Here is a 24,960-nt window from a genome sequence, read left to right on the forward strand (position 1 = left end):
CCCGCGCCCCTGGGGGTGCCCGGCGGGGCATCGCGCACCCGGTGCGTGGGTGGGTCGGGTGCCGCCACGGGGCACCTCCTCGGAATGCGCGTACGGCCTCATCCGCACCCTCGACGGAGTCGATGCGCATTCCTGCGGGGGCACCCCGCACCGTCCCCCTCCCGGGCAGGAGAAGCGGCCGTCCCGCCGGTGGGGGCGGAGAACGGCTCGCCCGGCGGGGCAAAAACTCGCTCACCCCCGGAGGGAAGCGCACGCTGGAGGGCAGGGTCGGCGGACGGGTGGAGGTGCGGGTGGGCGGGAGGGCAGGCGGAGCGGGCGCTCCGGAGGACGTCTCCCCGCCCGGAGCGGGTGTTCCGGGCGGGGAGTGGGTGCGTGCTGCCCTCCTGGAGGGCACCGCGGCGGGCGTGGCCGTGCTGGACACGGATCTGCGCTTCGTCTACGTCAACCCGGCGATGGCCCGCCTGAACGGCGTGGCGGCCGAGGCGCACCTGGGCCGTACGATCGCGGAGGTCGTGCCGGGTGTGGACGCGGGGCTCGGGACGTTGCGCCAGGTGCTGGCGGACGGCCGTACCCGGGAGCTGGTGTCGAGCGGGCAGACCCACGCGGAGTCCCCGCACCGGCTGCGGGTGTGGCGTGGCAGCTACCACCGGCTGGAGGACCCGCAGGGCCGTGTGCACGGCCTGGGCGTGGTGCTGCTGGAGGTGAGCGACGACCGCGAGGCGCGCGCGGAGCTGGAGCGGGCCCGGGAGCGGCTGCAGCTCATGGACACCGCGGCGGTGCGGATCGGCCGGACGCTGGAGGTGGACCGCACCTGCCAGGAGCTGTGCGATCTGCTCGTGGAGGTGATCGCGGACGTCGCGACGGTGGAGCTGCTGGCGATGAGCGGCACGGACGGCCGCCGTCCGCCCGCGACGGGCACGCTGCGGCTGCGCCGCGCGGCGCTCGCGTCGGTGCCGGGGCTGCGGGAGGCGGTGCAGCAGTTCGGGGTGCCCGGCGAGCACGTGGACTACCAGCCGGGTTCGGCCGTCCCGCGCTGTCTGGGCGCCGGGCGCCCGCTCGCGTACAACGTGCCGGGCGACGCGGAGATGGGCCGGTCCGCGCCGAACACCGGCCGGGTGTCGGCGTACCGCGCGGCGGGCATCCACTCCGCGCTGGTGGTGCCGCTGGCGGCGCGCGGAGCGCAGCTGGGGACGGTGACGCTGGTGCGGGCGGGGTCGTCGCCGGCGTTCGGCGAGGAGGACGTGACGGTGGCGGTCGCGCTGGCCGACCGCGCGGCGATCAGCATGGACAACGCGCGCCGCTACAGCCGCGAGCACGGCATCGCGGTGGAGCTGCAGCGTGCGCTGCTGGCCACGCCGGGCGGGGGCGCGCAGCCGCAGCTGGACGTCGCGACGCGCTATCTGCCGTCGGGCGCGTCGGATCTGGTGGGCGGCGACTGGTACGACACGTTCGCGCTGCCCGGCGGTGTCACGCTGCTGGCCATGGGGGACGTGATGGGCCACGGTGTGGAGGCGGCGGTGGAGATGAGCCACTACCGCTCGCTGCTGCGGGTCGTCGCGGGCAACGGCGATCCGCCGGACGTCATCCTGGGCCGGATGGACGCGCTGCTCACGGCGGCGGGCACCGAGCGCCCGGCGACATGCCTGCTGGCGCTGGCCGACCCGGAGCACGGCTGCTGCCGCTTCGCCAACGCCGGCCACCTGCCGCCCGCGCTCGTCGATCCGCGCGGCCGGGTGCGGCTGCTGGAGGTGCCGCCGGGGCCGCCGCTGGGCGCGGACCTGGGCGGTACGTACGAGGGGGTGTACGTGCGCTGGCCCGCGGGCGACACCCTGCTGCTCTACACGGACGGCCTGGTCGAGCGCCGCGGCGAGGACATCGACGCCTCCCTCGCCCGCCTGGCCGGCATGGTGCTGCCGCACGCCGCGGGCCCCCTGGACACCCTGCTGGCCCGCGTCGTGCAGCACCTGGCCCCGGAGGCCGCCGAGGACGACGTGGCGGTGCTCGCGGCCCGCGCACGGCCGCTCGGAGCGGCACCGGGCTAGCCTGGGGGCAGCGGCGACGCACGGGGAGGAGTGCGCGATGACGGAACGCAAGCCGCCCGGGGTCTCCTGGGAGACGTGGGCCGACAAGCAGATCCAGGACGCCGAGCGGCGCGGGGATTTCGCGGGTCTGGACGGCGCGGGCAAGCCGCTGCCGTCGCTGGACGAGCCGTACGACCCGATGTGGTGGGTGCGGCGCAAGATGCAGGCCGAGGGGCTGTCCGCGCTGCCGCCGTCGCTGGTGCTGCGCAAGCGGGCGGAGGACGCGGAGGCGGCGGCCGCGGCCGCGCCTACGGAGGCGGTGGCGCGGCGGATCGTGGAGGCGGTCAACGAGGAGCTGCGGGAGGCGCTACGGCGCCCGCCGCAGGGTCCGCCGCTGATGCGCGGGTTCTTCGACGTCGAGCAGGTCGCCGCCGACTGGCGCGCGGCGCACCCGGAGCCGGAACCGAAGCCGGAGTCCGCGGAGCCGGAGGCGGAGCCGCGGGAGGTCCCCGCGAAGGGTTTCCGGCGGCTGTTCCGCCGGACGCGTCCGGCCTGATAGAGAGGGGCGGTGCGCTTCGAATCCGTCCCCGTGCCGCCCGCCGTCGATGCCCGTCCGCGGGACTCCCGGGGCTATCCGGTCCCGGCGATCACTCCGTGGGAGGGCGACCAGCCGCAGTTCGCGCTCACCGACTACGAGCGCAGCGCGAGGTGCGCGCGGGAGCGGCTGTGCTCGGTGTGCGACCGGCTGATGGCGCGCGGCCCGGTGTGGCGGGTGGTGGGCGCGTCGGAGTGCGCGGCGATGGGTGAGGCGTTCGCGGCCGGGCGGCCGTACCGGAACATGGCGCCGACGCTGGAGGGCCCCGGGCACCGGGCGTGCATGCTGTACGCCTCGATGGTCTGCCCCTACCTGGCCCGGCCCAACGCCCGCCGCCGTACGGGCGCCGACTCCCCCGACGACATGACGGACCATGTGGTCAGGGGCGCGGTGCGGGGTGCGACGGGTGCGGTGGTCGGGTTCGCCGACTACGAGTTCGCGATCACGCCGTCGAAGGTGGTCTTCCGCTTCCTCGACATCGTGGAGTTCCTGCCGCACGAGGTGTCCGACACGCATCTGGACGAGTTGCGGGCCGAACTGGCGGCCAGGGCCGCCGAGGTCTCCGGCGGGGTGGACGGCTGAGCGGGCGTCACGCGCGGTACGCGGGCAGCCCGGTGTAGTCGGACACCTTGACGGGCGCGGCCGAGCCGTCGGCCGGAAGCGTCACGATGCCCGCGGGGGTGCGGGCCGCGACGGTCTTTCCGTCGGGCGAGAAGGCCGGCTCGGTGTAGTCGGTCGTGGCGTTCGGGGTCAGGTCCTTGAAGACCGGACCGTTGTCCCCGGGCGTCTCGCGGAAGAGGTGGTCGTGGCCGCCGACCGAGCGCACGAAGACGAAGCCCTCGTCGTCGCCGGGGGCGGGCGCGGGCTCCGAGCCGGGGGCGATCGCGGCGCCCTGCTGCCGCAGGTAGTCGTCGCGGACGTAGACCTTGCCGTCGTCGGCGTTGGCGTAGACGGCCGCGCCGAACTTGCCGGCGGCGTTGGGCCAGACGTTGCCGGTCTGCGGCAGCGGCTTGACGTTCTCGCCGGACTCGTTGCCCAGGCTGAGGACGTGCGGGGTGCCGTTGTGCGCGGTGGCGGCGACACCGTAGAGGCGGGAGACCCCGCCCTTGCGGCCCGCGAAGAAGATGTTGTTCAGCTTCGGGAGCTGGTTGGTGGTGTCCGCGGCACGCACCTGCCAGGTGGGGTGCGACCAGTTCTCGTTGCCGGGGTTCTTGGCGACGATCGTGCGGTTGCTGCCGTCGGGGGCGCTGACGACGAGGTCGCCGTCGCCGTCCACGAAGGCGGCCTTCGTGCCGTCGGGCGACCAGGCGAGGTCGCGGACGACGGTGCCGAAGTCGACGCGGGTGCCGTTCATGACGACGAAGCGCGAGCCGTTGCTGATGGTCAGGCCGTTCTTGGCGGTGCCGTTGAGCTTGGCGGGCTGCACCTTGCCGTCCGAGCCCTGGGAGGGCTCGGTGGAGCCGCCGTCGCCGGTGCCGGTGGCGGTGCTGGTGGCGGACGGGTTCGGGTCGTCGGTGCCGGTGGCGTCCTCCGGGCCGCAGCCGGTGAGGACGAGGCCGAGCCCCGCGGTGACGCTCGCGACGACGGCGACGGCGGCGGCGCGGCGGTTTCTGGAACGTACGGACATGGCTGTATTCCCCCATGGACATGATGTGGTCGTACGCCGATCGCGTTGCCGCGGCGGCGCTGCGGTCATCCTGGCAGGCACAACGTCCCTGCCCTGTGCGCCCGTTGTCACGTGCGTGCAACGGTGTCGCCGACCGCGGCCGGGCGCCCTTCCGGGCCGTCGCACCGGCCGCTCCCCGAACGCGCCGCGAGCCGTTCCGCGGTTTCGCGCCCGTGGTGCGGAGCGGCCGCGCACTACGCTGACCACCGGGGCCCGGCACGGCACGAGAGGACGCCCGCGCATGCAGCAGCCGCAGCCGCCCCACCCGTCTCCGGTACGGCGCGGGGTGCCCGGTCTGATGCACGACCAGTGGCCCGTGGTGGGCGTCGTCGCGGCCGGCGGCGCGGCGGGCGCGTGCGCGCGGTACGGCGCCGCGCTGCTGTGGCCGCAGCGCGCGGGCACCTTCCCGTGGACGACCTTCGGGGTGAACGTCACGGGCTGCGCGGTCATCGGCGCGTTCATGGTGGTCATCACCGAGGTCTGGGCCGCGCACCGGCTGGTCCGGCCGTTCTTCGGCACAGGTGTGCTGGGCGGCTACACCACCTTCTCGACGTACGCCGTGGAGTCCCGGCGGCTCGTCGACGCGCACCAGGCGGCGACGGCGGCCGCGTACACCGCCGCGACCCTGGCCGCCGCGCTCGGCGCGGTGTGGGCCTCGGCGTGGGCGACCCGCGGAGTGCTGGCCCTGCGGGCACGATGGCATCCGTGACCCCTGACACGAATTCCGGCACCGGCCCCGGCGGCGCAGCGGCGGACGGGGAGCGGCGGCTGTCCGGCGCCGCGCTGCGGCTGACCGTCCTGCTCGGCGAGAGCGACCGGTGGCACCACAAGCCCGTCTACACCGAGATCGTGCACCGCGCCCGCCGCGCGGGCCTGGCGGGCGCGAGCGTCTTCCACGGCATCGAGGGCTTCGGCGCGTCCTCCCTGATCCACACCTCGCGGCTGCTGTCGCTCAGCGAGGACCTGCCGGTGGCGGTGATCGTCGTCGACACCGAGGAGCGCGTACGGGCCTTCCTCCCCGAGCTGGACGGCCTGGTGGAGAAGGGCATGGTCGTGCTGGACGCGTGCGAGGTCGTCCGGCACAGCGCCCGGCCGGGGAACGCGACGGCGTGAACTGGCTGCTCGTCGTCGCGGGCGCGGCGGTCGGCGCCCCCGTGCGCTACCTCACCGACCGGGCGGTGCAGTCCCGGCACGACTCGGTCTTCCCGTGGGGCACCTTCGTCGTCAACATGTGCGGCTGCCTCGTCCTCGGCACCCTGACCGGCGCCGCGGCGGTGGGCGCCGCCTCCTCGCACGTGCAGCTGCTGCTCGGCACGGGGCTGTGCGGGGCGCTCACGACGTACTCGACCTTCTCCTACGAGACGCTGCGGCTGGCCGAGGGCGGCGCCAAGGCGTACGCGGCGGGGAACGCGCTGCTCAGCGTGGCCGTCGGGCTGGCCATGGCCTTCGCCGGGGTGACGCTCGGCACCCGCGTGTGGGGGTGAGGCGGCGTGCCCTCGGGGGGCGGTGGGTCGTTGGACGGACCATGAACGTACGCCGATTCCTCAGCAAGGCGGCGGCAGGCTCGGTCCTGCTCGCCGCAGCCACGTCCGCGACCGCCGCCTCCACCGCGTCGGCCCAGGCCGCCGACCTCGGCAGCACCCTCAGCGGCACCGCCGTCACCGCCCAGACGGTGGGCCAGCAGGCCGCCGGAGGGCTGGTCGCGCAGTCCGGCGTGGCCAAGAAGGTGGGCGCCGTGAAGAAGGCCGTCCAGGCCGGCACGGACGCCGTCAACGCGGGCAACGAGCTGGTCAACTAGCGGCGCCCGCCCCTCGCCCGGCCCGCGGCGCACCGGCCCCCTCCCGGCCGGGGCCCGCGGGCCGTTCCCGTCCCGGGGGTGCCGCGGGCCGTCCCCGTCCCGGTGCCACCGGTCGTCGTACGGACGACCGGTGGCCTTGTGGCGTGCGCGGCAGGACGGGGCGGCGCGTCAGGACGTGAGCGAGCCGACCGGGACGAAGCAGTGGGCGGCGGTCGTCAGCGCCGTCTCGTCGGCGAGGAAGGCCTTGAGGTCGTCCTCGGTGACCTGGCGGCCCGGCACGGCCTGCGGCCAGGGGCGGCTGGCGAGGATCACGTACACCGTGCCGCGGCCGCGCGCCGCGGCCGTCCACTCCTCCGGCACCGCGCTCGCGACGTGCAGGTGGGGCATCGTCAGGACCGCCTTGCCACCCTCGACCAGCAGCTTGACGGGCGCCCTGGGCGTCTGCGCCACGTCGAGGATCGCGCCGCCGACCGGCAGCCCCGCCTCCTCCGCGACGGCGAGCGCGGCCGCCTCCGAGCCGGCGGGGCCCTCGACCCCGTCACCGAGGGTGTAGGCCATCAGAAAGGCCATGTCGCGGCCGTCCTGGTGATTCTCTCCGGACCACGGGATCACCATGAAGGTGCCCAGCCGGCTCAGCAATGACGCGTCGGACGCGGAAGTGGTCTGGCTCATGGGCCGGACCCTAACGGCCGGGGGCGCCGGACCGGGGCGCTTGTCACTCCAACGGCGTAATCCGATAACGAATCACCGGTTCAGCTCAACCTGCGTGACTATTGCTGATCCGTTCCCGTTGCCCACTGCGTCAAAGCCGCAGCGTATTGCGGCCGCTCTTTCATCTCAGTCAGGGAGATCTCGATGTCGCGTATCGCAAAGGCCGCGGCCGTCACCGCCGCCGCGGGCGCCGTTCTGGCCGCCGGCGCGGGGATTGCCGCCGCCGACGCCGGCGCCGCGGGCGCCGCGGTCAATTCCCCGGGCGTGCTGTCCGGCAACCTCGTCCAGGTGCCGGTCCACGTGCCGGTCAACCTGTGCGGCAACACCATCAACGTGATCGGCCTGCTGAACCCGGCGTTCGGCAACCAGTGCGCCAACACCTCTTCGGGCACGGCCGTCCCGACCCCCGTCACCAACCCCACCCCCATCGGCGAGCCCACCCCGGGCGACGACGACAACTGGTAGACCGCGCGCTCCCCGTACGCACGAACGGGCCTCCCCGCACCGCACGGCGCAGGGAGGCCGTTTCGCGTCCTGCCGCAGGGGCCGCGGCTACTCCTCGTACCGGTAGTACGGCCGGTGGTCGAACATCTCCGACGGCTTCACGTTCCACGGCGGCATCGGCTCGTCGGCGCTGATCACCCGGCCGCTCTCCGGGTCGTCCCCGGCCAGCGGCTTCACCGGCAGATAGCCGGACTTCGGGTGCTGCCGCTGCCAGCGCACCCAGATGAGGTCGATGAAGGCGTGGTGCAGCCAGAAGACCGGGTCGTTGGGCGAGGCCGCGCCGATCATGTGACCGCCGACCCACTGGTGCACCCGGTTGTGCAGGTAGCCGCCCTTGGTCTCGCTGACCGTCCAGCCCTCGATCTTGTTGCGGAAACCCTGCGTGCCGGGCGCCGAGTTCCACGGCGCGGTGTCGTAGGTGCCGAGCGCGAGCGCCCCGTCCAGCTCGGCCTTGGTGGGCAGCGCGATCGGCCGGTCGGGGCGCCCCATGTTGCGCGTGAGGTACTTCTCGTCGGTCACCCCGAAGGTGATCGGCCACCTGCCCCCGCTGTACGCGAACGGGCCGGTCATCACCTGGCCGTCGCTGTCGCGCCCGTTGCCGCCCATGAAGTCCGCCGACCACAGCGCGGACGTCTCCTTGTCGTCGACCGTCCAGTCCCAGTAGGGCACGGTGACGGTCGGGTCGATCAGCTGGAGGTCGCGCTCGAAGTACAGCACGAACTGCCGGTGCCAGGGGAAGAACGTCGGTGCCATGTGCGCCACCCGCAGACCGCTCTCGCCGTCCGAGGCGAAGTACTGCGCGTGCGTGCGGACGTACTTCTCGTAGCGGCCGGACCGCTTGAGCTCGAGGACGGCCTCGACGAAGCGGGTGCGCTGAGTGCTGGTCAGATTGCGCTGGTTCTTGCGGGTGTTCACCGGTGGCGCCCCGATCGGTGGTGGTACGCGGGTCAGTGGTGGTGCAGCTGCGCGAAGGCCGCGGACAGCTTCGCCCGGCCGATGACGTCGACCGCCGCCCGCGCGGTGGCCAGCGGCGTCGTGTAGGGCTGGTAGTGGTTGGCGGTGCTGATCCAGCTGCCGTCGACCCGGCGCATGAGCGGCAGCGCCTCCCCGTCGACGGTGACGGCCACGCCGTCCTCGCCGGTGTCGGCGACACCCCGGATCCGGCGGCCGCGGTAGACCTCGTCGAAGAGCGCGGGCCGCACCTCGATGTCGCCGCCGCTGCCGTCGGTGCCCGCGGGGCCGCCGACCGCGACCGCTCCGGCCGGGCCCGTCGGCTGACCGGCCGTCAGCATCGGCCGCAGCGCGGCGACGGTGCCCGCCACGGCGGCGGCGGACGTCACGCCGGACGTGATCACCCGTCGGCGGGTGACGGCGGTGCGGGCGGGTTTCCGGCGGCCTTCCCGTGCTGCGTCGGACTCGCTCACGACCGACTCCTCTCGTCCGTTCTCATCGGGTCTCATCGGGTCTCATCGGGTCTCGTCGGGTTCCCTCGGGGCCCATCGGGTCTTGTGCGGTGGCGTCCGGTCTCGTCCGGTCTCGACCGGTCTCATCCGGTCTCATCCGGTGGTGTCCGGTGGCGTCCGAACTCATGCGCTCTCCGTCCGTTCGTGACCGGTCGGCTGCCGGGCCATCATGCAGACACGGCGGCGCAGAATTGCGGATTATCGGTTTATGCGGGCCGGAAGTTCATCCGGGCGAGTGATGCGGCGGCCGGATTCGCACGCGTATGCCATGGGCATATTGACGATACGTCGGAAATCACTGCCAGGGGGCGAGGGGAAATGCGGACCACGGAACTGACCGCGCGTTTGGGCTACTCCGCGACATCGGATTATCGGTCATACGTTATGACTTGCCGGAAGGGGAACACTCATCCCGTCGTTTCCGACGAGCGAGGAGTGACGGACCATGGCCGACCGGCACCGGTGGATCACGGGAGCGGGGGCGGGAGTCGCCACGGCGACGCTGCTGGCGGGCCTGGCGGCGGGCGCGTTCGGCTCAGCGGCCGCGGGCGGAAGTGGGGACGGGGACGGGGGCGGGGGCGGCTCCGCGCGGGCCCGCGCGACCGGCCGGTCCGCGACCCTGTCCTTCCCCTACCTTGGGGCCTTCACCGACTCCGGCGCCGAGGGCGTCGCGAATCTGGCGGGCCTGCAGAAATGGCTCGGCGGCACCCCGGTCCGGGTCGGCCACACCTACCTGCCCGGCGGCACATGGGACGACATCGAGGGCCCCCAGGAACTGCTCCAGCCCTGGGCCGACTGGCGGCGGGCCGCCGCCGACCGGATGTTCGTGCTCAACGTGCCGATGCAGGCGGGCAACGAGGAGCGCACCTCGGACGCCCAGGTCCGCAGCCTGCTGCGGCAGGGCGCGAACGGCGCCTTCGACCCGCACTTCGCCCTCCTCGCCGAGCATCTGGTCGAACTGGGCGTGCCGGACACGGTGATCGTCCTCGGCTGGGAGATGAACGGGACGACCTACGCCCACCGCTGCGGCCCCGACCCACAGGGCTGGCGGGCGTACTGGCGGCGGATCGTCGCGGCGATGCGCGCGGTGCCCGGCCAGAAGTTCCGCTTCGACTTCGCGCCCAGCCGCGGCACGGACGCCGTCCCGTGGACGGAGTGCTACCCCGGTGACGACACCGTGGACGTCATCGGCATGGACTCCTACGACCAGCCGCCCGGCGAGACCTTCGACCACCAGGTCAGCGAGCCGTACGGCCTCCAGGCCCAGGTGGACTTCGCGGCGCAGCACGGCAAGGCCGTCTCCTACCCGGAGTGGGGCCTGTTCCAGAACGGCGACGACACCTCGTACGTCGAACAGATGCTGCGGTGGATGAGCGACCACCACGCGCTCTACCAGACCATCACCGACTACTGCCCGCACGGTGTGTGGCAGTGCACGGCCAACCCGCAGTCCTCGAAGGTCTTCCGGGAACTGCTGTCCGCGCCCACGCCCACGCCAACGCCCGCGCCCGCGAGCGGTACGTCCTCGCCGTCGCCGGGTACGGGGGCGGGGGCGGGCACGCCTGGGCCGGTGCCGGACGCGTCGGGCACGCCGGGTACGCCGGGTACGCCTGCGCGGGCGACGGCTTCGACACCGCCGGGTAAGGCCGCGGGGCCGTCCGGATCGCCGACCGTGTCTCCGTCGGCCGCGTCTCCGTCGAAGGTGCCGGGCGCCGCTGCCGTGCCGAGCCCGTCCGGGGCGGCGCGGGGGTGAGGAGCCGCGGGCGGGCCCGGTGGGGTCAGGTCCGGGGGCGGAGGCGGGCGAGCAGACCGTGCAGGCGGGCCCGCCAGGTGCGCAGGGCGGGCAGTCGGGCGGCCGCCGCGCGGGCCAGCCGCCTGCGGGCGACGGCGAGCGCGTAGCGGGCGTGCAGCGCGGGGCCGAGCGGGCGGCTCGCGAGCATCAGCCGCTCGTTGCCGACGTGTTCGGGCCGCCAGTGGAATTTGTGCGGCTCGGCGCCCCGCAGCAGGCTCAGCACCGGCCGTCCCGCGCCCGCCGCGTGTCGCACGCCGTGCCGCATCAGCAGCGTCGTGACATCGACCTTGGTGCCGCGCAGCGCCGGGTCGGCGCCGTAGAGGTAGCCGCCGGCCAGGGTGGGGGAGAGCACGGTGAGGTTCGCGGCCACGACACGGCCGCCGAGGTGGAATTCGGCGACCGCCGCCTCACCCGCCGCCACCATCGCTGTCGCCGCGCGTGTCAGGTGCGCGGCGAAACGCGGCCGCAGGTGCTCCGGCGTCACCCCGCGGCCCTGCCACTGCACCCGGTGCAGCCGCAGCATGCCCGCCACGGCGTCCGGCACCTCGTGCGGCGCGGCCTCGCGCACGGTGACCCCCGCGGCGTCCAGCCTGCGCAGGTTCGCGCGGATGCGCTGCCCGCGCGAGCTGCCCACGCGTGCGATCAACTCGTCCATCGGCAGCCCCGGGAGCTCCAGGCACACCGACCCGGCGGTACGCCGCTTCGGGCCGTGCCACGCGTCGTACACCGCGAAGGCCGCCGACCCCGGCCGCACTTCCCGCAGGTCGACGACCGCCCCGCGCGCCACCGCGCGGATCCCCCCGGCGAGCGCGCGGGCCACCGCGTCCGGTGCCGTTCCGGCCGCACCGTCCGCGGCGACCAGCACGTCCATGTAGTCCGTGATCCCCCCGCCGAGCGCCACCACGACCGGCTCCGGCCGGTACGTCCGCATCAGCGGCGCCGCTCCCACCAGCACCCCCGCGCTGCGCACCAGCACGACCCGCAGCCGGTCGTGGCGCCGCCCGTAGGCCAGCCACCACGAGTGCAGCCACCCGTGCCCCTGGAACCCCGTCACCCCGGGGCACCGCCCCCACAGCTCGCCCCACTCCCCCGCGAGCCGCGCGAACTCCGCGCTCTCCCGGCACACGCTGACCACGAGCGGCGCCCCGGCCTCCGCTGCAACGGCGGGCGCGGCCTGCGGAGAAGCGGATGGCGACACCTCGGCGGTCACGCGGTTTCCCGGACGGACGGCGCGGGCGCGGGGACGGGAGCGGCTCCTTCGGCGGGGCCGACCGACGCTGCGGGCTCGGCGGGCGCGGGGCCTGCCGGTGCCGGGGTGCGGCGCGGGGCCGGGCGGACCAGCAGCGCGAGGGCGCCCAGCAGGCCGCCCGCACTCCCGCCGACCGCCGCCGACAGGCCCGCGGACGGCGAGGACGGCGCAGTGGGCGCGGCGGCCGGGGCGAAGAGCAGCAGGCTCACGCCCGTCCCGGCGGTGTCCCGGTTGCCGGTCGCGGCAAGGGACTTGGCCACCGCGTTGGCGTAACGCGCCGCCGCCGCCCCGCTCGACGCGGTACCGGTCACCGAGATCATCGGCGCGTCGGGGGAGGTCTGGGAGTCGATGTGCCCGCGCAGCCGCTGCGCGGGCGTACCGGCCTCGGCCTGCGCGCCCGCGAGCACGGCGGTGCCGGTCACCACCCGGCCGTACGCCTGCGCGAACCCCAGCGCGGTCGGCGCGTCGGCGTGCTGCGACACGACCATCACATAGCTGGTCGCGGCGTATTGCGGGGTCGCGGCAATGCCCCAGCCCAGACCCGCGAGCATGCCGAATCCGACGCCCAGCGGCAGCGCGGCCCACCGCGCCGACCTCGGGAGTGCGAGTGCCCTCATACAGGAGCTGCTTTCTTCCGGGCGGACCCGAGCGCCACGGCGTACAACGCCAGGACCCGGTCCGCGGTGTTGGCGATGTGGTAGTGCGCGACCGCCGCGGGCACGGCCAGCCGCACCGGCCCCGCCCGGCGCTGCCGTCCGATCGCCGCGGCGATCTCCTCCGCCGAGCCGCCCGTGCGGCTCGCGCCGGGCGCGTCCTGCGGGGGCAGGTCCTCGATCGCCGGGCAGGCCGCGTACAGCACCGGCAGCCCCGCCGCGAGCGCCTCCACCGCCGCGAGCCCGAAGGCCTCCTCCGCGCTCGGCGACACGAAGAGGTCGGCGGCGGCCAGCACGCCGGGCACGTCCCCGTCCCCGGAGCTGTCCCCGCGCCCGTCCCCGGTGCCGCCGACGATCCTGACCCGGTCCGCGGCCCCCGCCTCCGCGGCGAGCCGCAGCACCCGGGAGCGCTCCGGCCCCGTCCCCGCCAGCAGCAGATACGTGCCCGGGACCGCGGCCACCGCCCGTACCAGCAGGTCGAACCGCTTGCCCGGCACAAGGCGGCCCACCCCCGCGACGACGTAGGCCGCCCGGTCCAGGCCGAGCGCCCGGCGGGCCGCCTCCCGCACGGCGGGGTCGAAGCGGAAGCGCTCCGGGTTGATGCCGTTGGGTACGACATGGATGCGCTGCTCCGGCACGCCCCAGGCGCGCAGCCGCTCCCCGACCGTCGCGGACACGGCGACCGTCCCGGCGCCCAGACGTTCCGTCACGCGGTACAGCGCCCGCGTGCCCGCGCTCAGCGGACGTCCCTCGATCTGCGAGTCCCCCAGCGAGTGCTCGGTCGCCACCACCGCCCGTACCCCCGCCAGACGTGCGGCGATCCGCCCGTACACGCACGCCCGGTACAGATGTGTGTGGACGAGGTCGAAGCCGCCCGCCCGGATCAGCCGCGTCAGCCGCGGCAGCGCGGCGAGATCGCGGTTGCCCCGCATCCCCAGGTCCGTGACCCGGACCCCGTCCGCCCTGATCCCCTCGGCCACGGCCCCGGCGTTCGTCAGCGCGACGACCTCCGCCTCCACGCCCTCCGCCGTCATGTGCCGCACCAGCAGCCTGAGCTGCTGCTCGGCCCCGCCCACCCCGAGCCCGGTGATGACATGCAGCACCTTCATCCCCGTACCCCCGCCGGGAGGCCCGCAGGCCCGCGGTGCGCCTCGGCGGGAGCAGGCGCGTGCCCTGCCGGGCGCGTCAGGGGCGCGGAGAACCACGCGCCCGGCCGGAACGGACCGGCACATCGCCACGCCGCAGCAAGCGGCACCCCCTCCGCAGCCGCCCCAGGCGCGAAGCCGGGCCCCCTTCCCCGCACCCCGCGGGGCCTACGCACCGGACCCCACCCCCCGGCGGAGCACGGAGCGGGCCGCGGGCAGGCGGTGGAGGAGGCCCTTCGCCAGCAGCCGCCCGGCGTGGTCGCGTTCACCGACGTAGGCGCGCGGCAGGGCGTACGGCCAGGCGGCGAGCCCCGCGGGCGGCGTCACCGCGCACGCGTACGCGTACCCGGCGGCCCGCACCGCCGCCACCGCCCGCGCGTCGACGGCCCCGTACGGGTAGCAGAAGCCTGCGGGGGCCTCCCCCGTGAGCGGTGTGAGCATCCGCCTGCTCGTGGCGGCCTCGGCGGCGAGGTCGGCGTCCTCGCACGCGGTGAGGTCGCGGTGGAGCAGCCCGTGCGAGCCGACCTCCATCCCGGCTCGCACGGCGGCGCGGATCCCGTCGGCGTCCAGCAGCGCCCGGCGCGGCCCCTGCGCGTCCCACGCATTGTCGCCGCCGAGCCGGCCGGGCAGCACGAAGACGGTGGCCCGGTGCCCGTACGCCCGCAGCAGCGGCACCGCGCCGGTGAGGAAGTCCGCGTAGCCGTCGTCGAAGGTGAGCCCGACCAGGCCCCGCCCGCGGCCCTCCGCGCGGGCGCGCAGCAGTTCGCCGACGCCGACGCCGGTGAGCCCGGCCCGCCGCAGCCAGCCGAGGTGCGCGGCGAGCCGCCGCGGACTCACGGTGACGTGGTAGGGGTCGGCGCCGCCCTCGGCGACGGAGTGGTACATCAGCACCCACGGTGCCGGTGCTGCGGCGTCAGACGGCATGGCTCAGGCTCCTCAGGGGCGCGCCGACCGCGGCGGCCGCGGCGGCGAAAGCGAGCGGAACGGTCAGGCAGCAGACCCCCGCACCGGCCACGGCCGGTCCGGGCAGCAGCCGCGCGGTGCACCACCCGGCGCCCGCGGCCACGGCGGCGGCGAGCGCGTACCGGGCCACGACCGCCGCGAGCGGGCCCACCCGGACGGGCACCGCCCGCGCGGGCAGCCCGCGCAGCAGCAGCACGGCGGTCACGCTGATCCCCGCGGCATTCCCCGCGGCGATCCCGTACGCGCCCCAGGCCCCCACGGCTGCCGCGTCCGCGCCGAGCGTGACGGCGAGACCCGCGGCCATCGCCGCGACGGGGAACCATGTGGCCCGCGCCGCGGAGAAGTACGGGCGGACGAGCGCGCCGACGAGGCTCTGGCCGAGCAGCCCGAGCGCGTAGACGCGCATGACGGCCGCGGTCGCGGCGGTGTCCGCGGCGCCGAACGCGCCGCGCTGGAAGAGCGCTCCGACGATCTGCGGCGCGCACGCCACGACGTACGCCGTACCGAGCAGGACGACGACGCAGGCGAGCGCGAGGTCGCGCTCCACGCGCCGCCGCGCCGCCTCCCGGTCCCCGGCGGCGAGCGCGCGGGCCACGACGGGGAAGGTCACGGTGCAGACCATGAGCGAGAGCGTCATCGGCAGTTGCGCGACCTTCTGCGCGTAGTTCAGGTGCGAGATGGCCCCGGCGGGCAGCCCGGCCGCGAAGTACCGCTCGACGAGCACCTGCGCCTGCCGGCTCACCGCGAAGACGACCACCGGCACGACCAGCCCCACCGCGAGCCCGCCGCCACCCTTGCCCCGCACGCTGCGGTACGGCCTCCGGGCCTCGGCCCCCGCACGCCCCTGCCGCACCACCCGCAGGAACGGCGGCAGCTGCACCAGCACCATCAGCGCCCCGCCCACCGCGACCCCCAGCGCCGCGGCCCGGACGCCGAACGGGCGGTGGAGCGCCAGCAGGGTCGCGACGATGCCCACGTTGTAGGCCACGTAGATCGCCGCGGGCGGCAGGAAGCGGTGGTGGGCGCGCAGCGCGGCACTGAGGTAGCCCGCCAGGCCGAAGGCGAGCACGGTGGTGGCGGTCAGCCGGGTGCACGCGGCGGCGAGCGCCGGATCGGGCAGCCCCGGGGCCAGGACACGGACGACGAGCGGCGCCGCGGCGCAGAGTCCGGCCGTGACGGCGGCGAGCAGCGCGGCGAGCCGCGGCAATGTGCCGCGGATGAGCACAGACGTGCCGCCCCTGGCGATCGCCGCGCTGAAGGCGGGCACGAGCAGCAGCGCCATCGCGTCCTCGATGAGCACGGTCGCGGCCAGTTCCGGCACGGTCCAGGCGACGAGGAAGGCGTCACTGCCCGCCCCCGCCCCGAAGTACCGCGCGACAGCCTGGTCCCGCACCAGCCCGAGCACCGACCCGCCCACACTGAGCCCCGCGGTGAGCCCCGCAGCCCGCGCCACGAACCCCCGCCCGCCGCCCGGGGGCCCCGCTCCCGGCCCCCCGGCACCCCGCGGGACGAACAACGACCCGGACGCGTCCGCTGCCCCCGGACCACCACCGCCCGACGCATGGTCACCCCGCACTCCGGGCGACGTCTTCCTCGCAGACTCCGGCGAACCAGCACCCAGCGGGGCGCGCGGCGGCCCGGACGCATCCGCTTGCGCCGCCCCCGAACCGCCCCAGCCCGACACACCGTCTCCCCGCACTCCGGGCGATGCCTTCCCCGCAGGCTCCCGCGAACCAGGAGCCATCACGGCGCGCGGCGGCCCGGACGGGTCCGGCGCCACGGTCCCCGGACCACCACCGCCCGACCGACCGTCACCCCGCACCCCGGGCAACGCCTTCCCCGCAGGTTCCGGCCCGCCAACACCTCGCACGCTGGACGACGGCCCGGACGGGCCCGGCGCCGCGGCCCCACCCGCTCCGTCCGGAGCCGCGGTGCGGCTCACGGCGGCCTCCGCCGCGTCGGCAGGCCTCGCCGTGGGTGGTGGGACGGCGACCGTGCCCGCGGGCGTCCTGGCGCCGCGCAGGCGGCTCAGGGCCCGCGTCCGGGCGGCAGCGAGGGCGGCGGCGGGTCGCAGCGGGGCGTTCACCGTTCGGGCCCGGCGGGGTCGGCGGAATCGGCGGGGTCGGCGTGCAGGGCCCACCAGGCCGCGAGGCCGAGCAGGAGGGCGGTCGCGGCGGTGGAGGGGCCGCCGATGTCGGCGTAGCCGAAGTCCGTGCACTGCCACAGCAGCAGGCCCACCGCGCCGAGCCCGGCGCCGCGGGCCGCCGCGGGCGCGGTGCGCAGTCGGCGCAGGCCGAGGACGAGCAGCGCCGCCCAGCCGCCCGCCAGCAGGGTGCAGCCGAGCAGGCCCTGCTCGCTCAGGACGAGCAGGTACATGTTGTGCGGGGAGAGCAGGGGTTCGCGCGCGAAGCCCTGCCCCGCGCCGCCGGTGTCGCTCGCCGAGGAGAGGCCGAGGGCCGCGTGCCCGTCGCGTTCGGCGGGGAAGCGCTTGAGCCCGACGCCGGTCAGCGGGTGCTCGCGCCACATGTCGAGCGCGGCGGACCAGAGGGTGTAGCGGTCACTGACGGAGGAGTCGGGCGCGGCGGTGACCTCCGTGATGCTGGCGGCCCGCGCGCCGATCACCTGCGACCCGGCGCCGAATCCGCCGACCAGGACGACGCCCGCCGCCACGACGGCCAGGAGCCCGGCGAGGGCGCGCAGCACCTGCCGCCGCCCGGCGAGCGGGACCAGCACGGCGCAGGCGACCGCCGTCGCGATCCACGTGCCGCGGCTGAAGGACACCGCGAGCGGTACGGCGAGGAGCGCGGCGCAGCACATCGCCGCGGGCCGCAGCCGTCGCGGGGCGCCAGGCGGCGGCGGGGCGAGGGCGTAGCCGAGGGCGATGACGAGGCCGTAGGCGACGACCGTGGCCATCCCCATGACATCGGAGGGCCCGAAGGTGCCGACCGCGCGGATGTCCCGGCCCATGTACGAGGCGCCGTGCGCCGTGGCGTACTGCCACGTGCCGACCGCACCCTGCACAAGGGCGAGCAGGACGACCGCCGCGGCGACGACCGCGAAGTCCCGCCGGTCGCGCAGCAGCACGACGACGGCCGCGGGCACAGCGACGAAGACCTGCACGTAGCGCAGGAATCCGGTGGCTCCCGCGCCCGGGTCGAGCGACGTCACGGCGGCGACGGCGAACCCCACCAGCGGCGCGCCGAGCACGGCCGCGGCGGCGGCCGTCAACGGCCGGGCCCGCTCCCGCAGGCACCGGACCGCGGCGGTCAGGACGAGGACGGCGGAGGCGGCGTCGGCGGGCGTCACTTTGCCGGACGCGCTCACGTTCCCCGCGGACACCGGCAGGGCCAGCAGCAGCACGGTGGCCAGCGCGGGCAGGAGCGGGGCGTAGCGGCGCAGCAGAGGTGCGACCCGCCCGGCGGCGGAGGGCAGGCCGACGGCGGCGGTGAGCGTCACGGCACCTCACCTCCCCCCGCGCAGGCGGACGAGGGCGCGGGCAGGCGCAGGCCGCCGGTCACCGCACGGCGGCGCAGTATGCCGAGCCCGCGCCATATGCCGCGCGCGGGCCGTGCGCGGCCCGCGCGACAGGAGCAGAAGCGTCATGTCCACGGCCCGTCAGCTCCCCGCGTGGCGGAACACCGTGACGGCGGTGCGCAGCAGGATCGTCACGTCCTGCCAGAGCGTCCAGCTGTCGATGTAGTGGTTGTCGAGCCGCGCCCGGTCGGCGATGGAGGTGTCGCCGCGCAGTCCGTGCACCTGTGCGAGCCCGGTGATGCCCGCGGGCATCCGGTGCCGGTCGGCGTACCCGGGCAGGGTCCGGCTGAACTGCGCCACATAGTGCGGGCGTTCCGGGCGCGGCCCGACGAGGCTCATGTCGCCGCGCAGGACGTTCCACAGCTGGGGCAGCTCGTCGAGGGAGGTACGGCGCAGGAGCCGGCCCGCGCGGCTCATCCGCCGGTCGCCCGCGACGCTCCACAGCGTCGCCGACTCGCGCTCGTCGGCGGGGCGCAGGGTGCGGAACTTGAGCAGGGTGAAGGGCCGCCCGTGCAGCCCGATGCGCTCCTGCCGGAAGATCACGCCGGGGCCGTCCGCGAGCCGTACGGCCAGCGCGCACACGCCGAACACCGGTGCCAGGCACAGCAGCGCGGCGGCGGCGAGGGCCGCGTCCAGTGCCCGTTTGGCGCCCCGCGCGGTCCGGGCGGCGGTCGGCGGGTACGGGTCGAGCCGGTGGCACGCGTACCCCCACAGGTGCCCGCGGGCGGACCGCCCGCGCCCGTACGGCAGGGCGCCCTCCGCGCCTTCGACCCGCCACAGCACGCACCCTTGTGCGGCCAGCAGCCGCACCGTGGCAATGGTGCGGGCGTCGGGCACCGCGGATCCGGTCACGACGGCGTGCCGCACGGCGTTCTGCACCACCGCCCGCGTCACCTCGCCCGGCGACGGCAGCACGGGCAGGACCGGCGGCGGCAGATGCGGCGCCTGCTGCACGGGTACGGCGACGGGAACGGCGATGGGAACGGACGAGGGCGCCGCGGACATGGCCGCGGACGGCTCGGACTCCTGCGGGGCGGGCCGCACCGGCGCGGGCGCGGCGAGGCCCACCGGGCGCATCCCGTACTCGGGCCGCGCGTGCAGGACCGCGGCGATACGCCCCGCGGAAGCCGCGTCCGCCGCGACGACCAGCGTCGAGGCGGGCCTCCTGCGGGCCGCGAGGCGCCGCGCGCCGTACACCGCGGCCCGCAGCGCGCCCGCCACCGTGACGGTCACGCACACGGCCGCGAGCAGCGCCGACCAGCCGGGCGCCCCGGGCGCCGCGACCGCGGCGAACAGACCCCAGGCCAGCGCCGTACGCCCGGCGATCCCGGGCAGTTCGGCGAAGGCCCCGGGCGCGAAGGCCGGACGGTAGTGCCCGGCCCGCTGCTGGGCCACCAGCAGGCACCCGGTGACGACCCCGCAGGCCAGCGCCGCCCGTGGCGGCAGGACGGCCAGCACGCCCGTGAGGGCCCCGGCGCAGTCCGCGGCGGCCAGTACCATCCCGACGCGCTCCCGCGCCGCCCGGCGCCGCGGCAGCCCCGCCGCACGCGGTACGGACCCGCCGCCGTGCTCGTCGTGCGGACGGGCCCCGGCGGACGCGTACCTCCCGTCCTCCGCACCGGCCCGCCCGTGCTCCCGCCCGGCGCCGACAGCCGCCACGCCCCCGTCCTCCGCGGCACCACCCACGTCGTACCCCCCGGACAGCCCCGCCCCGGCACCGGCCTGCGGAAGCACCCCCGCGGCCACCGCACCCTCCGGCCGCGAAAACACCCCCGGCGCACCGCCGCCCCACGCTTCACCCGTGTCCGGGCCACGGGAAGCACCCGCCCCCGCACCCGCCCCCGCACCCGCTCCCGAGAACACCCCCGCGACTTCGCCGTCCGCGGCCGCACCGGCCTGCGGGCCCGCCCCCGCCGCGCCCGCAGTCTGCGGCGTCTCCGCCGCGGGACCGGGCCGGGCCGCGGCCGTGTCGGCGGGCTCCGCGTCCGGGGGGAGGCGCAGGCGGGCGGCGGGGACGGGGCTGCCCTCTTCGGCGCCGGGCCCGGCCGGGGGAGCGGGTACGGGTTCCGGGGTCACCGCGGCAGCCGCCGCGGGCGGGCGGGGAGCGGGAGCACGTCCCGGTAGAGGGCGGCGACGTCCGCCGCGGCGCGGGCCGCGTCGTGGTGGGCGCGGGCGTGCGCGAGGGCCCGCAGTGACGCGGCCGTGCGCAGCGGCCGGTCCGTGAGCAGCCGCAGCAGCGCGGCCGCCAGCGCGGCCGGGTCGCCGACCGGGACGACGCAGGCGTCCGCGTCCTGCGGGTGCAGGGTCTCGCGGGCACCGCTGACGTCGGTGGTGACCACCGGGCGCCCGCAGGCCATCGCCTCCAGCGGGGCCAGCGCCATGCCCTCCCAGCGGGAGGGCAGCACCACCACGTCGGCGGCCTGGTACCACGGCAGGGTGTCGCGGGCGGCGCCCGCGAGCAGCACACCGGGCGGCGCGCCCGCGAGCAGCCGCTGCCGCTCGGGCCCGTCGCCGACGAGCACGAGCCGCGCCTCGGGCACCACGGCGGCGACCGCGGGCCACGCCCGCAGCAGCACGTCCTGGCCCTTCTGCGGGCACAGCCGTCCGACGCACACGACGAGCGGCGTGCCGGGCCCGGCGTCCGACAGCGCGGGCAGCGCGGCCCGGACGGCGGCCGGTTCGGCGGCGGGGGTGAAGCGGGCGAGGTCGACGCCGTTGCGCACGACCGCCCAGCGGGCCCGTACGCCCGCGGCGAGGCCCGCGCGGCGTTCGGCGTCGCTGACGCACAGGACGCGGTCCGCCCAGCGCGCGGCGTACCGCTCCCAGGCGCGCGCGGCACGCGCGGTGGGTCCGCCGACCGCGTCGAAGGACCAGGCGTGCGGCTGGAAGACGGTGGGCAGGGTGCCGCGGACGGCGAGCCGGCCCGCCAGCCCGGCCTTGGCGCTGTGCAGATGCACCAGGTCGGGCCGCGCCTCCCGCACCACGCGCGCGGCGGCTGCGGTCTCGCGGGCCAGCCAGGGGCCGGGTGCGCGCCGGGCGTCCCAGCGCACGACGCGCGCGCCCGCGCACGACGCGGCGGCGGCGAGCGGGTCGGGCCCGAGCGACACAGGTCCGTGCGCGGAGGCGGGGCCGGGCGCGGGCCCGACGGGGCCACCGGAGCCGCCCCCGGCCGTACCGTCCGCGGCGCGCCCCGGGTACGGGGCAGGTCCGTCCGGGGCCGGGCAGCCGACGACGACACGGGCTCCCGCCCGCACCTGCGCGCGGACCAGGTCGACGACGACGCGGGCCACCCCGCCCTCGACGGGCTGCGCCAGATGCAGCACCGTCAGACCGGCGAGTCCGTCGTGATGTTGCGGCATCGCGCGCCGTTCTCCCTCTACGAGCCCGTCAAACCCCGCCACTCGGTCCCGCGGGCCACCGCACGGCCCGCGCGCTCCTCCGGTCTCCCGGGCGTTCTCCCACGCATGCCGGAACCGGTCACGCCATCGCCGGAAACCGGAAGCGCCGGAAACCCCGGAATCAGAAATGCACCGTCGCAGACACCGCGTCGAAAATCACGCAAGCCGCGCGAAAGAGCGCATTATTGCGCCCTCTTACGACCATCACACCGCCCGCACCCGAATCCGGCACCCACCACCGGACGTACTTCCCGGGGTGTCGTGTTGACACCGCGTCAACACAACGACCCGGCATTCACCCCCGCACCTGGCGAAGCCCTTCCGCCGCGACCACGACTATCCAATCGGGTGAAACGTCATTACCAATCGCGCGCCGCGGGGTTGGTCACGGCGACCCGTCTTCCGGGGCACACCACTCCCGTTCGCAAAGGATCCACCGTGATCAAGAAGTTCCTCGCCACGGCTGCCGTGGCCGCCTCCGTCGCGGGCATCTCGGCCGCGGTCGCCGCCCCGCAGGCGATGGCCCTCGGCAACGAGAACGGCACCACCACCGTCAACGGCAACGGCGCCGAGCAGAACTACGGCAACACCTACACCAACGGCTACATGAGCCCGTCGTTCGCGCTGGTCCAGGGCTCGCTCAACAAGCCCTGCCTCGGCCTGCCGCTGAAGGCCAACGCCGGCTCGCTCATCGGCGTCGTCCCGATCACCGTCCAGGACCTCAACGTCCTCACCTCGCCGCAGAACCAGCAGTGCGTCGAGAACTCGACCCAGTCGCAGGGCGACGAGCCGCTCTCGCACATCCTGGACAACATCCCGGTCCTGTCCGGGAACGGCGAGGCCAACGGCTGAGCACGAGCGCGTCCGGAAGGCCCGCAAGGGCCCCCTCGCGCGGCTCCGGCCGCCGGTGCGGAACCGGCGGCCGGAGCCGTTCCTGCTCCTTCTGCATTTCCCTCCCGTATGTCAAATCCACCCTCCATTCGAGTGGTTGATGGCCTCGGGAGAAGCAAGAGGAGTCACCTGGCGGCATCAATGCTCGTTGACTGATCGGCGCGGTGCGCACGGGCCCGTCATCCGGGACCGGCCGGCACGAAATCCGTGGCGGCGCTCCATCCGCAGGCGCCGGAAAAATAGAGGAGTAGAAACGTGAAGAAGCTCACCAAGGCAGCGGCCTTCGCCGCGGGCACCGTCATGGCCATGGGTATCGCCACTCCGGCCTTCGCCAGCTCCGGCGCGATCGGTGGCGCGGCCAACTCCCCCGGCGTGCTGTCCGGCAACCTGGTCCAGGTTCCGGTCCACGTCCCGGTGAACGTGTGCGGCAACACCATCGACGTCATCGGCCTGCTGAACCCGGCCTTCGGCAACGTCTGCGAGAACAACGGCTGACGACGGCCGTACGCCGATCGACACCGACGGCCGGGCGACACCGCCGGCCGCTGGCCAGGAGCCGCCCCGGGCCGAGCGCGCAGCGCACTCCGGGGCGGTCCGTCATCTGCACCACCCTTTGCACGAGCGGAGAAAGTCCATGCGACGACAGATTCTGAACCGGGGTCTGCTCACCGTTGCTGCGGCAAGCAGCATCCTCGCGGTGACGGGAGGTTACGCGCACGCGGACTCCGCGGCAGAGGGCGGGCAGAACGCCCCCGGCCACTCGGCCGAGGACCTGTCGCAGCAGGCCGAGGGCGCGGCCTCCTCGTCGTCCGCGGCCCCCTCCGCCGGGGCCTCCTCGCAGACGGACGGAGCGGCCATCGCCGCCGCCGCGAACGCGGCCGCGGCCGGTGGCGGCGGCGCGACCGCCCGGGGCGCCGCGGAGGGCTCGCCGGGCGTGCTGTCCGGCAACAGTGTGAGCGTCCCGGTCGACGTGCCGGTGAACGCGTGCGGGAACTCGGTGGACGTCGTGGGGCTGCTGAACCCCTCGTTCGGCAACTCCTGCGCGAACGGCACGCCCGCCCCGCAGGTGGTGCCGCCGCAGCGCACCCAGCCGCCCGCCGTCACCCCGCAGACCCCGACGCCCGAGGTGCACACGCAGCTCGCGGAGACGGGCGCGTCGAGCGGTGTCCTGGGCACCGCGGCCGGTGCGAGCGCGCTCCTGCTGGCCGGCGGCACCCTGATCTACCGGCGTTCGGCACGGGCCGCGCGCATCCGGCGCACCTACTCCTGAGCGGCGGCCGCCGCCGAGCCGTTCCCGCGCGACGACGCGGGGCGCCGACACCGCGCTCTATCGGGTGATTGTCGGGCGGCGACGCGGCACACAGTTTCCGTCGCGCTCCGTAATCGTTGTGCGTGATGACAGACATCCCGCGCTACCGAAAGGGTGGCAAGTGAAGTACTCGAAGGTCGCAGCGGTCGTGGCCGGTTCCGTGATGGCAGTCGGTGTGGGAGCCCCCGCGTTCGCCTCCACCACGGACACCGCGAACCCCGTCGACGCCCGCACCATGAGCACGATGCCCACCAGCATCAACGGCGGTATGGACCAGGCACTCGCCCAGCAGCCGCTGCAGAAGGCCGCTGACAGCGCGAACCTCGACTCCACGACGCGCACCGTCGACGACGCGAGCGCCACCCTCCAGGGCAAGGCCCCGGCGGCCGGGCTGGTCGGGGACGCCACCGGCGCCACCCGGGACCTCGCCTCGTCCGACATGCTGACCAACGCCGTGCCGGGCGCCTCGCTGCTCGGCGGGCTGCCGCTGGGCGGTCTGCTCGGCGGACTGCCGCTGGGCGGTCTCGGCGGCTGACCCGCCGTCGGCCCGTAGGTCCGCGGGCCCGCAGGTCCGAGGGCCGAGCCGCGGACCGACGGGCCGTCAGGGCAGCGGCGGGCCCGCTCCACCATCGGAGTGAATCGCCGGAACCAAACCCTCCCTGAGCGGTTGATCAGATCGCTCAGACCTTCCACGAACCGTGCCACCGAGCACCGCAAAGGGACACACAATGATCAAGAAGATGCTCGCCGGAGCCGCCCTCGCCGCTTCCGTCGCCGCCGTCGGCATGACCGCCGCCCCGGCCATGGCGCTCGGTGACGACCAGGGCACCACCACGGTCAACGGCAACGGCGCCGAGCAGAACTACGGCAACACCGTCACCGGCGGCACCCAGAGCCCGCAGCTGAGCCTGGTCCAGGGCAGCCTCAACAAGCCGTGCCTCGGCGTTCCGGTCAAGGCCAACGTCGGCTCGCTGATCGGCCTGATCCCGGTCACCGTCCAGGACGTCAACGTGCTGACCTCGCCGCAGAACCAGCAGTGCGCCGAGAACTCGACGCAGGCCCAGGGCGACGAGCCGCTGTCGCACATCGTCGACGACATCCCGGTCCTGTCCGGCAACGGCACCGCGAACGGCTGACACGTCCGCACCGCCCCGCGCGGTGCACCGAGGGCCGCCGGCGACATGTTCGCCGGCGGCCTTTCGCATGCCCGCGGGCACATCGTCCGGTGGGTGCGGCGGTGGCAGGAAAGGTGGGAGATCCGTCATTGC

General features: G+C 75.6%; 26 protein-coding genes. 14 read left to right on the top strand and 12 right to left on the bottom strand.

The features are described from left to right. Nucleotides 1-368: 368 nt before the first annotated feature. Genes ACWERV_RS28960 through ACWERV_RS28970 form a run of 3 tightly spaced genes read left to right on the top strand, consistent with a single transcriptional unit; the run spans nucleotide 369 to nucleotide 3,198 of the window. Entirely contained in the window at nucleotides 369-2,042 is a 1,674-nt protein-coding gene (locus ACWERV_RS28960; protein WP_452938532.1) for a SpoIIE family protein phosphatase, read from the top strand. A 37-nt stretch (nucleotides 2,043-2,079) separates the two neighbouring features. After that, nucleotides 2,080-2,577 (top strand): DnaJ family domain-containing protein, encoded by a 498-nt coding sequence (locus ACWERV_RS28965; protein WP_452938534.1) that lies wholly within the window; start codon nucleotides 2,080-2,082, stop codon nucleotides 2,575-2,577. A gap of 12 nt (nucleotides 2,578-2,589) precedes the next feature. After that, nucleotides 2,590-3,198 carry a hypothetical protein gene (locus tag ACWERV_RS28970; RefSeq protein ID WP_452938537.1) on the top strand — a complete coding sequence of 203 codons (609 nt, stop codon included), beginning with the start codon at nucleotides 2,590-2,592 and terminating at the stop codon, nucleotides 3,196-3,198. 7 nt (nucleotides 3,199-3,205) lie between these two features. On the opposite strand, the gene ACWERV_RS28975 is transcribed toward ACWERV_RS28970, so the two are convergent. Beyond that, on the bottom strand, nucleotides 3,206-4,243 hold the full coding sequence (locus ACWERV_RS28975; RefSeq protein WP_452938540.1) for a hypothetical protein: 1,038 nt from the start codon (nucleotides 4,241-4,243) through the stop codon (nucleotides 3,206-3,208). 280 nt (nucleotides 4,244-4,523) lie between these two features. Between ACWERV_RS28975 and ACWERV_RS28980 the strand changes: the two genes are divergently transcribed. Genes ACWERV_RS28980 through ACWERV_RS28995 form a run of 4 tightly spaced genes read left to right on the top strand, consistent with a single transcriptional unit; the run spans nucleotide 4,524 to nucleotide 6,080 of the window. After that, a complete protein-coding gene (locus ACWERV_RS28980) occupies nucleotides 4,524-4,991 on the top strand; it encodes a FluC/FEX family fluoride channel (protein WP_452938543.1) in 468 nt (155 codons plus the stop codon). After that, the gene (locus ACWERV_RS28985; protein WP_452938546.1) at nucleotides 4,988-5,395 is read left to right on the top strand and encodes a DUF190 domain-containing protein; all 408 of its coding nucleotides are present in this window, start codon (nucleotides 4,988-4,990) and stop codon (nucleotides 5,393-5,395) included. The genes ACWERV_RS28980 and ACWERV_RS28985 overlap by 4 nt, the downstream gene beginning before the upstream one ends. Further along, complete coding sequence (crcB, locus tag ACWERV_RS28990; protein WP_452938549.1) at nucleotides 5,392-5,766, top strand: fluoride efflux transporter CrcB; 375 nt, start codon at nucleotides 5,392-5,394, stop codon at nucleotides 5,764-5,766. The genes ACWERV_RS28985 and crcB overlap by 4 nt, the downstream gene beginning before the upstream one ends. Nucleotides 5,767-5,807: 41 nt before the next feature. Next, nucleotides 5,808-6,080, top strand: coding sequence for a hypothetical protein (locus tag ACWERV_RS28995; protein ID WP_452938552.1), 273 nt, complete (start codon nucleotides 5,808-5,810; stop codon nucleotides 6,078-6,080). A 168-nt stretch (nucleotides 6,081-6,248) separates the two neighbouring features. Here ACWERV_RS28995 and ACWERV_RS29000 read toward each other — a convergent pair whose 3' ends face one another. After that, nucleotides 6,249-6,752 carry a DUF5949 family protein gene (locus ACWERV_RS29000; RefSeq protein ID WP_452938554.1) on the bottom strand — a complete coding sequence of 168 codons (504 nt, stop codon included), beginning with the start codon at nucleotides 6,750-6,752 and terminating at the stop codon, nucleotides 6,249-6,251. Nucleotides 6,753-6,935: 183 nt separating this feature from the next. On the opposite strand from ACWERV_RS29000, the gene ACWERV_RS29005 reads away from it, so the two are divergent. Further along, nucleotides 6,936-7,256, top strand: a complete 321-nt coding sequence (locus ACWERV_RS29005; RefSeq protein ID WP_452938557.1) for a chaplin — start codon at nucleotides 6,936-6,938, stop codon at nucleotides 7,254-7,256. Nucleotides 7,257-7,343: 87 nt separating this feature from the next. Here ACWERV_RS29005 and ACWERV_RS29010 read toward each other — a convergent pair whose 3' ends face one another. Beyond that, nucleotides 7,344-8,210 (bottom strand): tyrosinase family protein, encoded by an 867-nt coding sequence (locus ACWERV_RS29010; RefSeq protein WP_452938560.1) that lies wholly within the window; start codon nucleotides 8,208-8,210, stop codon nucleotides 7,344-7,346. Nucleotides 8,211-8,242: 32 nt separating this feature from the next. After that, nucleotides 8,243-8,719: a tyrosinase family oxidase copper chaperone gene (locus tag ACWERV_RS29015; RefSeq protein ID WP_398175554.1), complete on the bottom strand. Its 477-nt coding sequence runs from the start codon at nucleotides 8,717-8,719 to the stop codon at nucleotides 8,243-8,245. A gap of 484 nt (nucleotides 8,720-9,203) precedes the next feature. Between ACWERV_RS29015 and ACWERV_RS29020 the strand changes: the two genes are divergently transcribed. Continuing rightward, nucleotides 9,204-10,511 (top strand): glycosyl hydrolase family 26, encoded by a 1,308-nt coding sequence (locus ACWERV_RS29020; RefSeq protein WP_452938563.1) that lies wholly within the window; start codon nucleotides 9,204-9,206, stop codon nucleotides 10,509-10,511. A 25-nt stretch (nucleotides 10,512-10,536) separates the two neighbouring features. On the opposite strand, the gene ACWERV_RS29025 is transcribed toward ACWERV_RS29020, so the two are convergent. From ACWERV_RS29025 to ACWERV_RS29060, 8 genes are all read right to left on the bottom strand, one after another. Continuing rightward, entirely contained in the window at nucleotides 10,537-11,760 is a 1,224-nt protein-coding gene (locus ACWERV_RS29025) for a GNAT family N-acetyltransferase (RefSeq protein WP_452938566.1), read from the bottom strand. Next, on the bottom strand, nucleotides 11,757-12,416 hold the full coding sequence (locus tag ACWERV_RS29030; RefSeq protein WP_452938569.1) for a lipopolysaccharide biosynthesis protein: 660 nt from the start codon (nucleotides 12,414-12,416) through the stop codon (nucleotides 11,757-11,759). Before ACWERV_RS29030 ends, ACWERV_RS29025 begins: the two co-directional genes overlap by 4 nt. Beyond that, nucleotides 12,413-13,561 carry a glycosyltransferase gene (locus tag ACWERV_RS29035; RefSeq protein ID WP_452938572.1) on the bottom strand — a complete coding sequence of 383 codons (1,149 nt, stop codon included), beginning with the start codon at nucleotides 13,559-13,561 and terminating at the stop codon, nucleotides 12,413-12,415. The genes ACWERV_RS29030 and ACWERV_RS29035 overlap by 4 nt, the downstream gene beginning before the upstream one ends. Nucleotides 13,562-13,765: 204 nt before the next feature. Further along, nucleotides 13,766-14,521 carry a polysaccharide deacetylase family protein gene (locus ACWERV_RS29040; protein WP_452938574.1) on the bottom strand — a complete coding sequence of 252 codons (756 nt, stop codon included), beginning with the start codon at nucleotides 14,519-14,521 and terminating at the stop codon, nucleotides 13,766-13,768. Continuing rightward, nucleotides 14,511-16,013, bottom strand: a complete 1,503-nt coding sequence (locus ACWERV_RS29045; protein WP_452938577.1) for a lipid II flippase MurJ — start codon at nucleotides 16,011-16,013, stop codon at nucleotides 14,511-14,513. The genes ACWERV_RS29040 and ACWERV_RS29045 overlap by 11 nt, the downstream gene beginning before the upstream one ends. Nucleotides 16,014-16,642: 629 nt before the next feature. Further along, a complete protein-coding gene (locus ACWERV_RS29050) occupies nucleotides 16,643-18,016 on the bottom strand; it encodes an O-antigen ligase family protein (protein WP_452938580.1) in 1,374 nt (457 codons plus the stop codon). Between the two features lie 159 nt (nucleotides 18,017-18,175). Next, nucleotides 18,176-19,753, bottom strand: coding sequence for a sugar transferase (locus ACWERV_RS29055; RefSeq protein WP_452938583.1), 1,578 nt, complete (start codon nucleotides 19,751-19,753; stop codon nucleotides 18,176-18,178). A gap of 413 nt (nucleotides 19,754-20,166) precedes the next feature. After that, nucleotides 20,167-21,453 (bottom strand): glycosyltransferase, encoded by a 1,287-nt coding sequence (locus tag ACWERV_RS29060; RefSeq protein ID WP_452938586.1) that lies wholly within the window; start codon nucleotides 21,451-21,453, stop codon nucleotides 20,167-20,169. 477 nt (nucleotides 21,454-21,930) lie between these two features. On the opposite strand from ACWERV_RS29060, the gene ACWERV_RS29065 reads away from it, so the two are divergent. The 5 genes from ACWERV_RS29065 (at nucleotide 21,931) to ACWERV_RS29085 (ending at nucleotide 24,828) form a co-directional block, all read left to right on the top strand. Next, nucleotides 21,931-22,344 (top strand): rodlin, encoded by a 414-nt coding sequence (locus ACWERV_RS29065; protein ID WP_398175534.1) that lies wholly within the window; start codon nucleotides 21,931-21,933, stop codon nucleotides 22,342-22,344. 339 nt (nucleotides 22,345-22,683) lie between these two features. Further along, nucleotides 22,684-22,878 carry a chaplin gene (locus tag ACWERV_RS29070; RefSeq protein ID WP_398176074.1) on the top strand — a complete coding sequence of 65 codons (195 nt, stop codon included), beginning with the start codon at nucleotides 22,684-22,686 and terminating at the stop codon, nucleotides 22,876-22,878. Between the two features lie 139 nt (nucleotides 22,879-23,017). Further along, nucleotides 23,018-23,653, top strand: a complete 636-nt coding sequence (locus tag ACWERV_RS29075) for a chaplin (protein WP_452938589.1) — start codon at nucleotides 23,018-23,020, stop codon at nucleotides 23,651-23,653. A 160-nt stretch (nucleotides 23,654-23,813) separates the two neighbouring features. Then, complete coding sequence (locus ACWERV_RS29080) at nucleotides 23,814-24,227, top strand: hypothetical protein (RefSeq protein WP_398175530.1); 414 nt, start codon at nucleotides 23,814-23,816, stop codon at nucleotides 24,225-24,227. A 193-nt stretch (nucleotides 24,228-24,420) separates the two neighbouring features. Then, nucleotides 24,421-24,828 (top strand): rodlin, encoded by a 408-nt coding sequence (locus tag ACWERV_RS29085; RefSeq protein WP_398175528.1) that lies wholly within the window; start codon nucleotides 24,421-24,423, stop codon nucleotides 24,826-24,828. Nucleotides 24,829-24,960 lie beyond the last annotated feature (132 nt).

It is taken from the genome of Streptomyces sp. NPDC004031 (assembly GCF_053604375.1).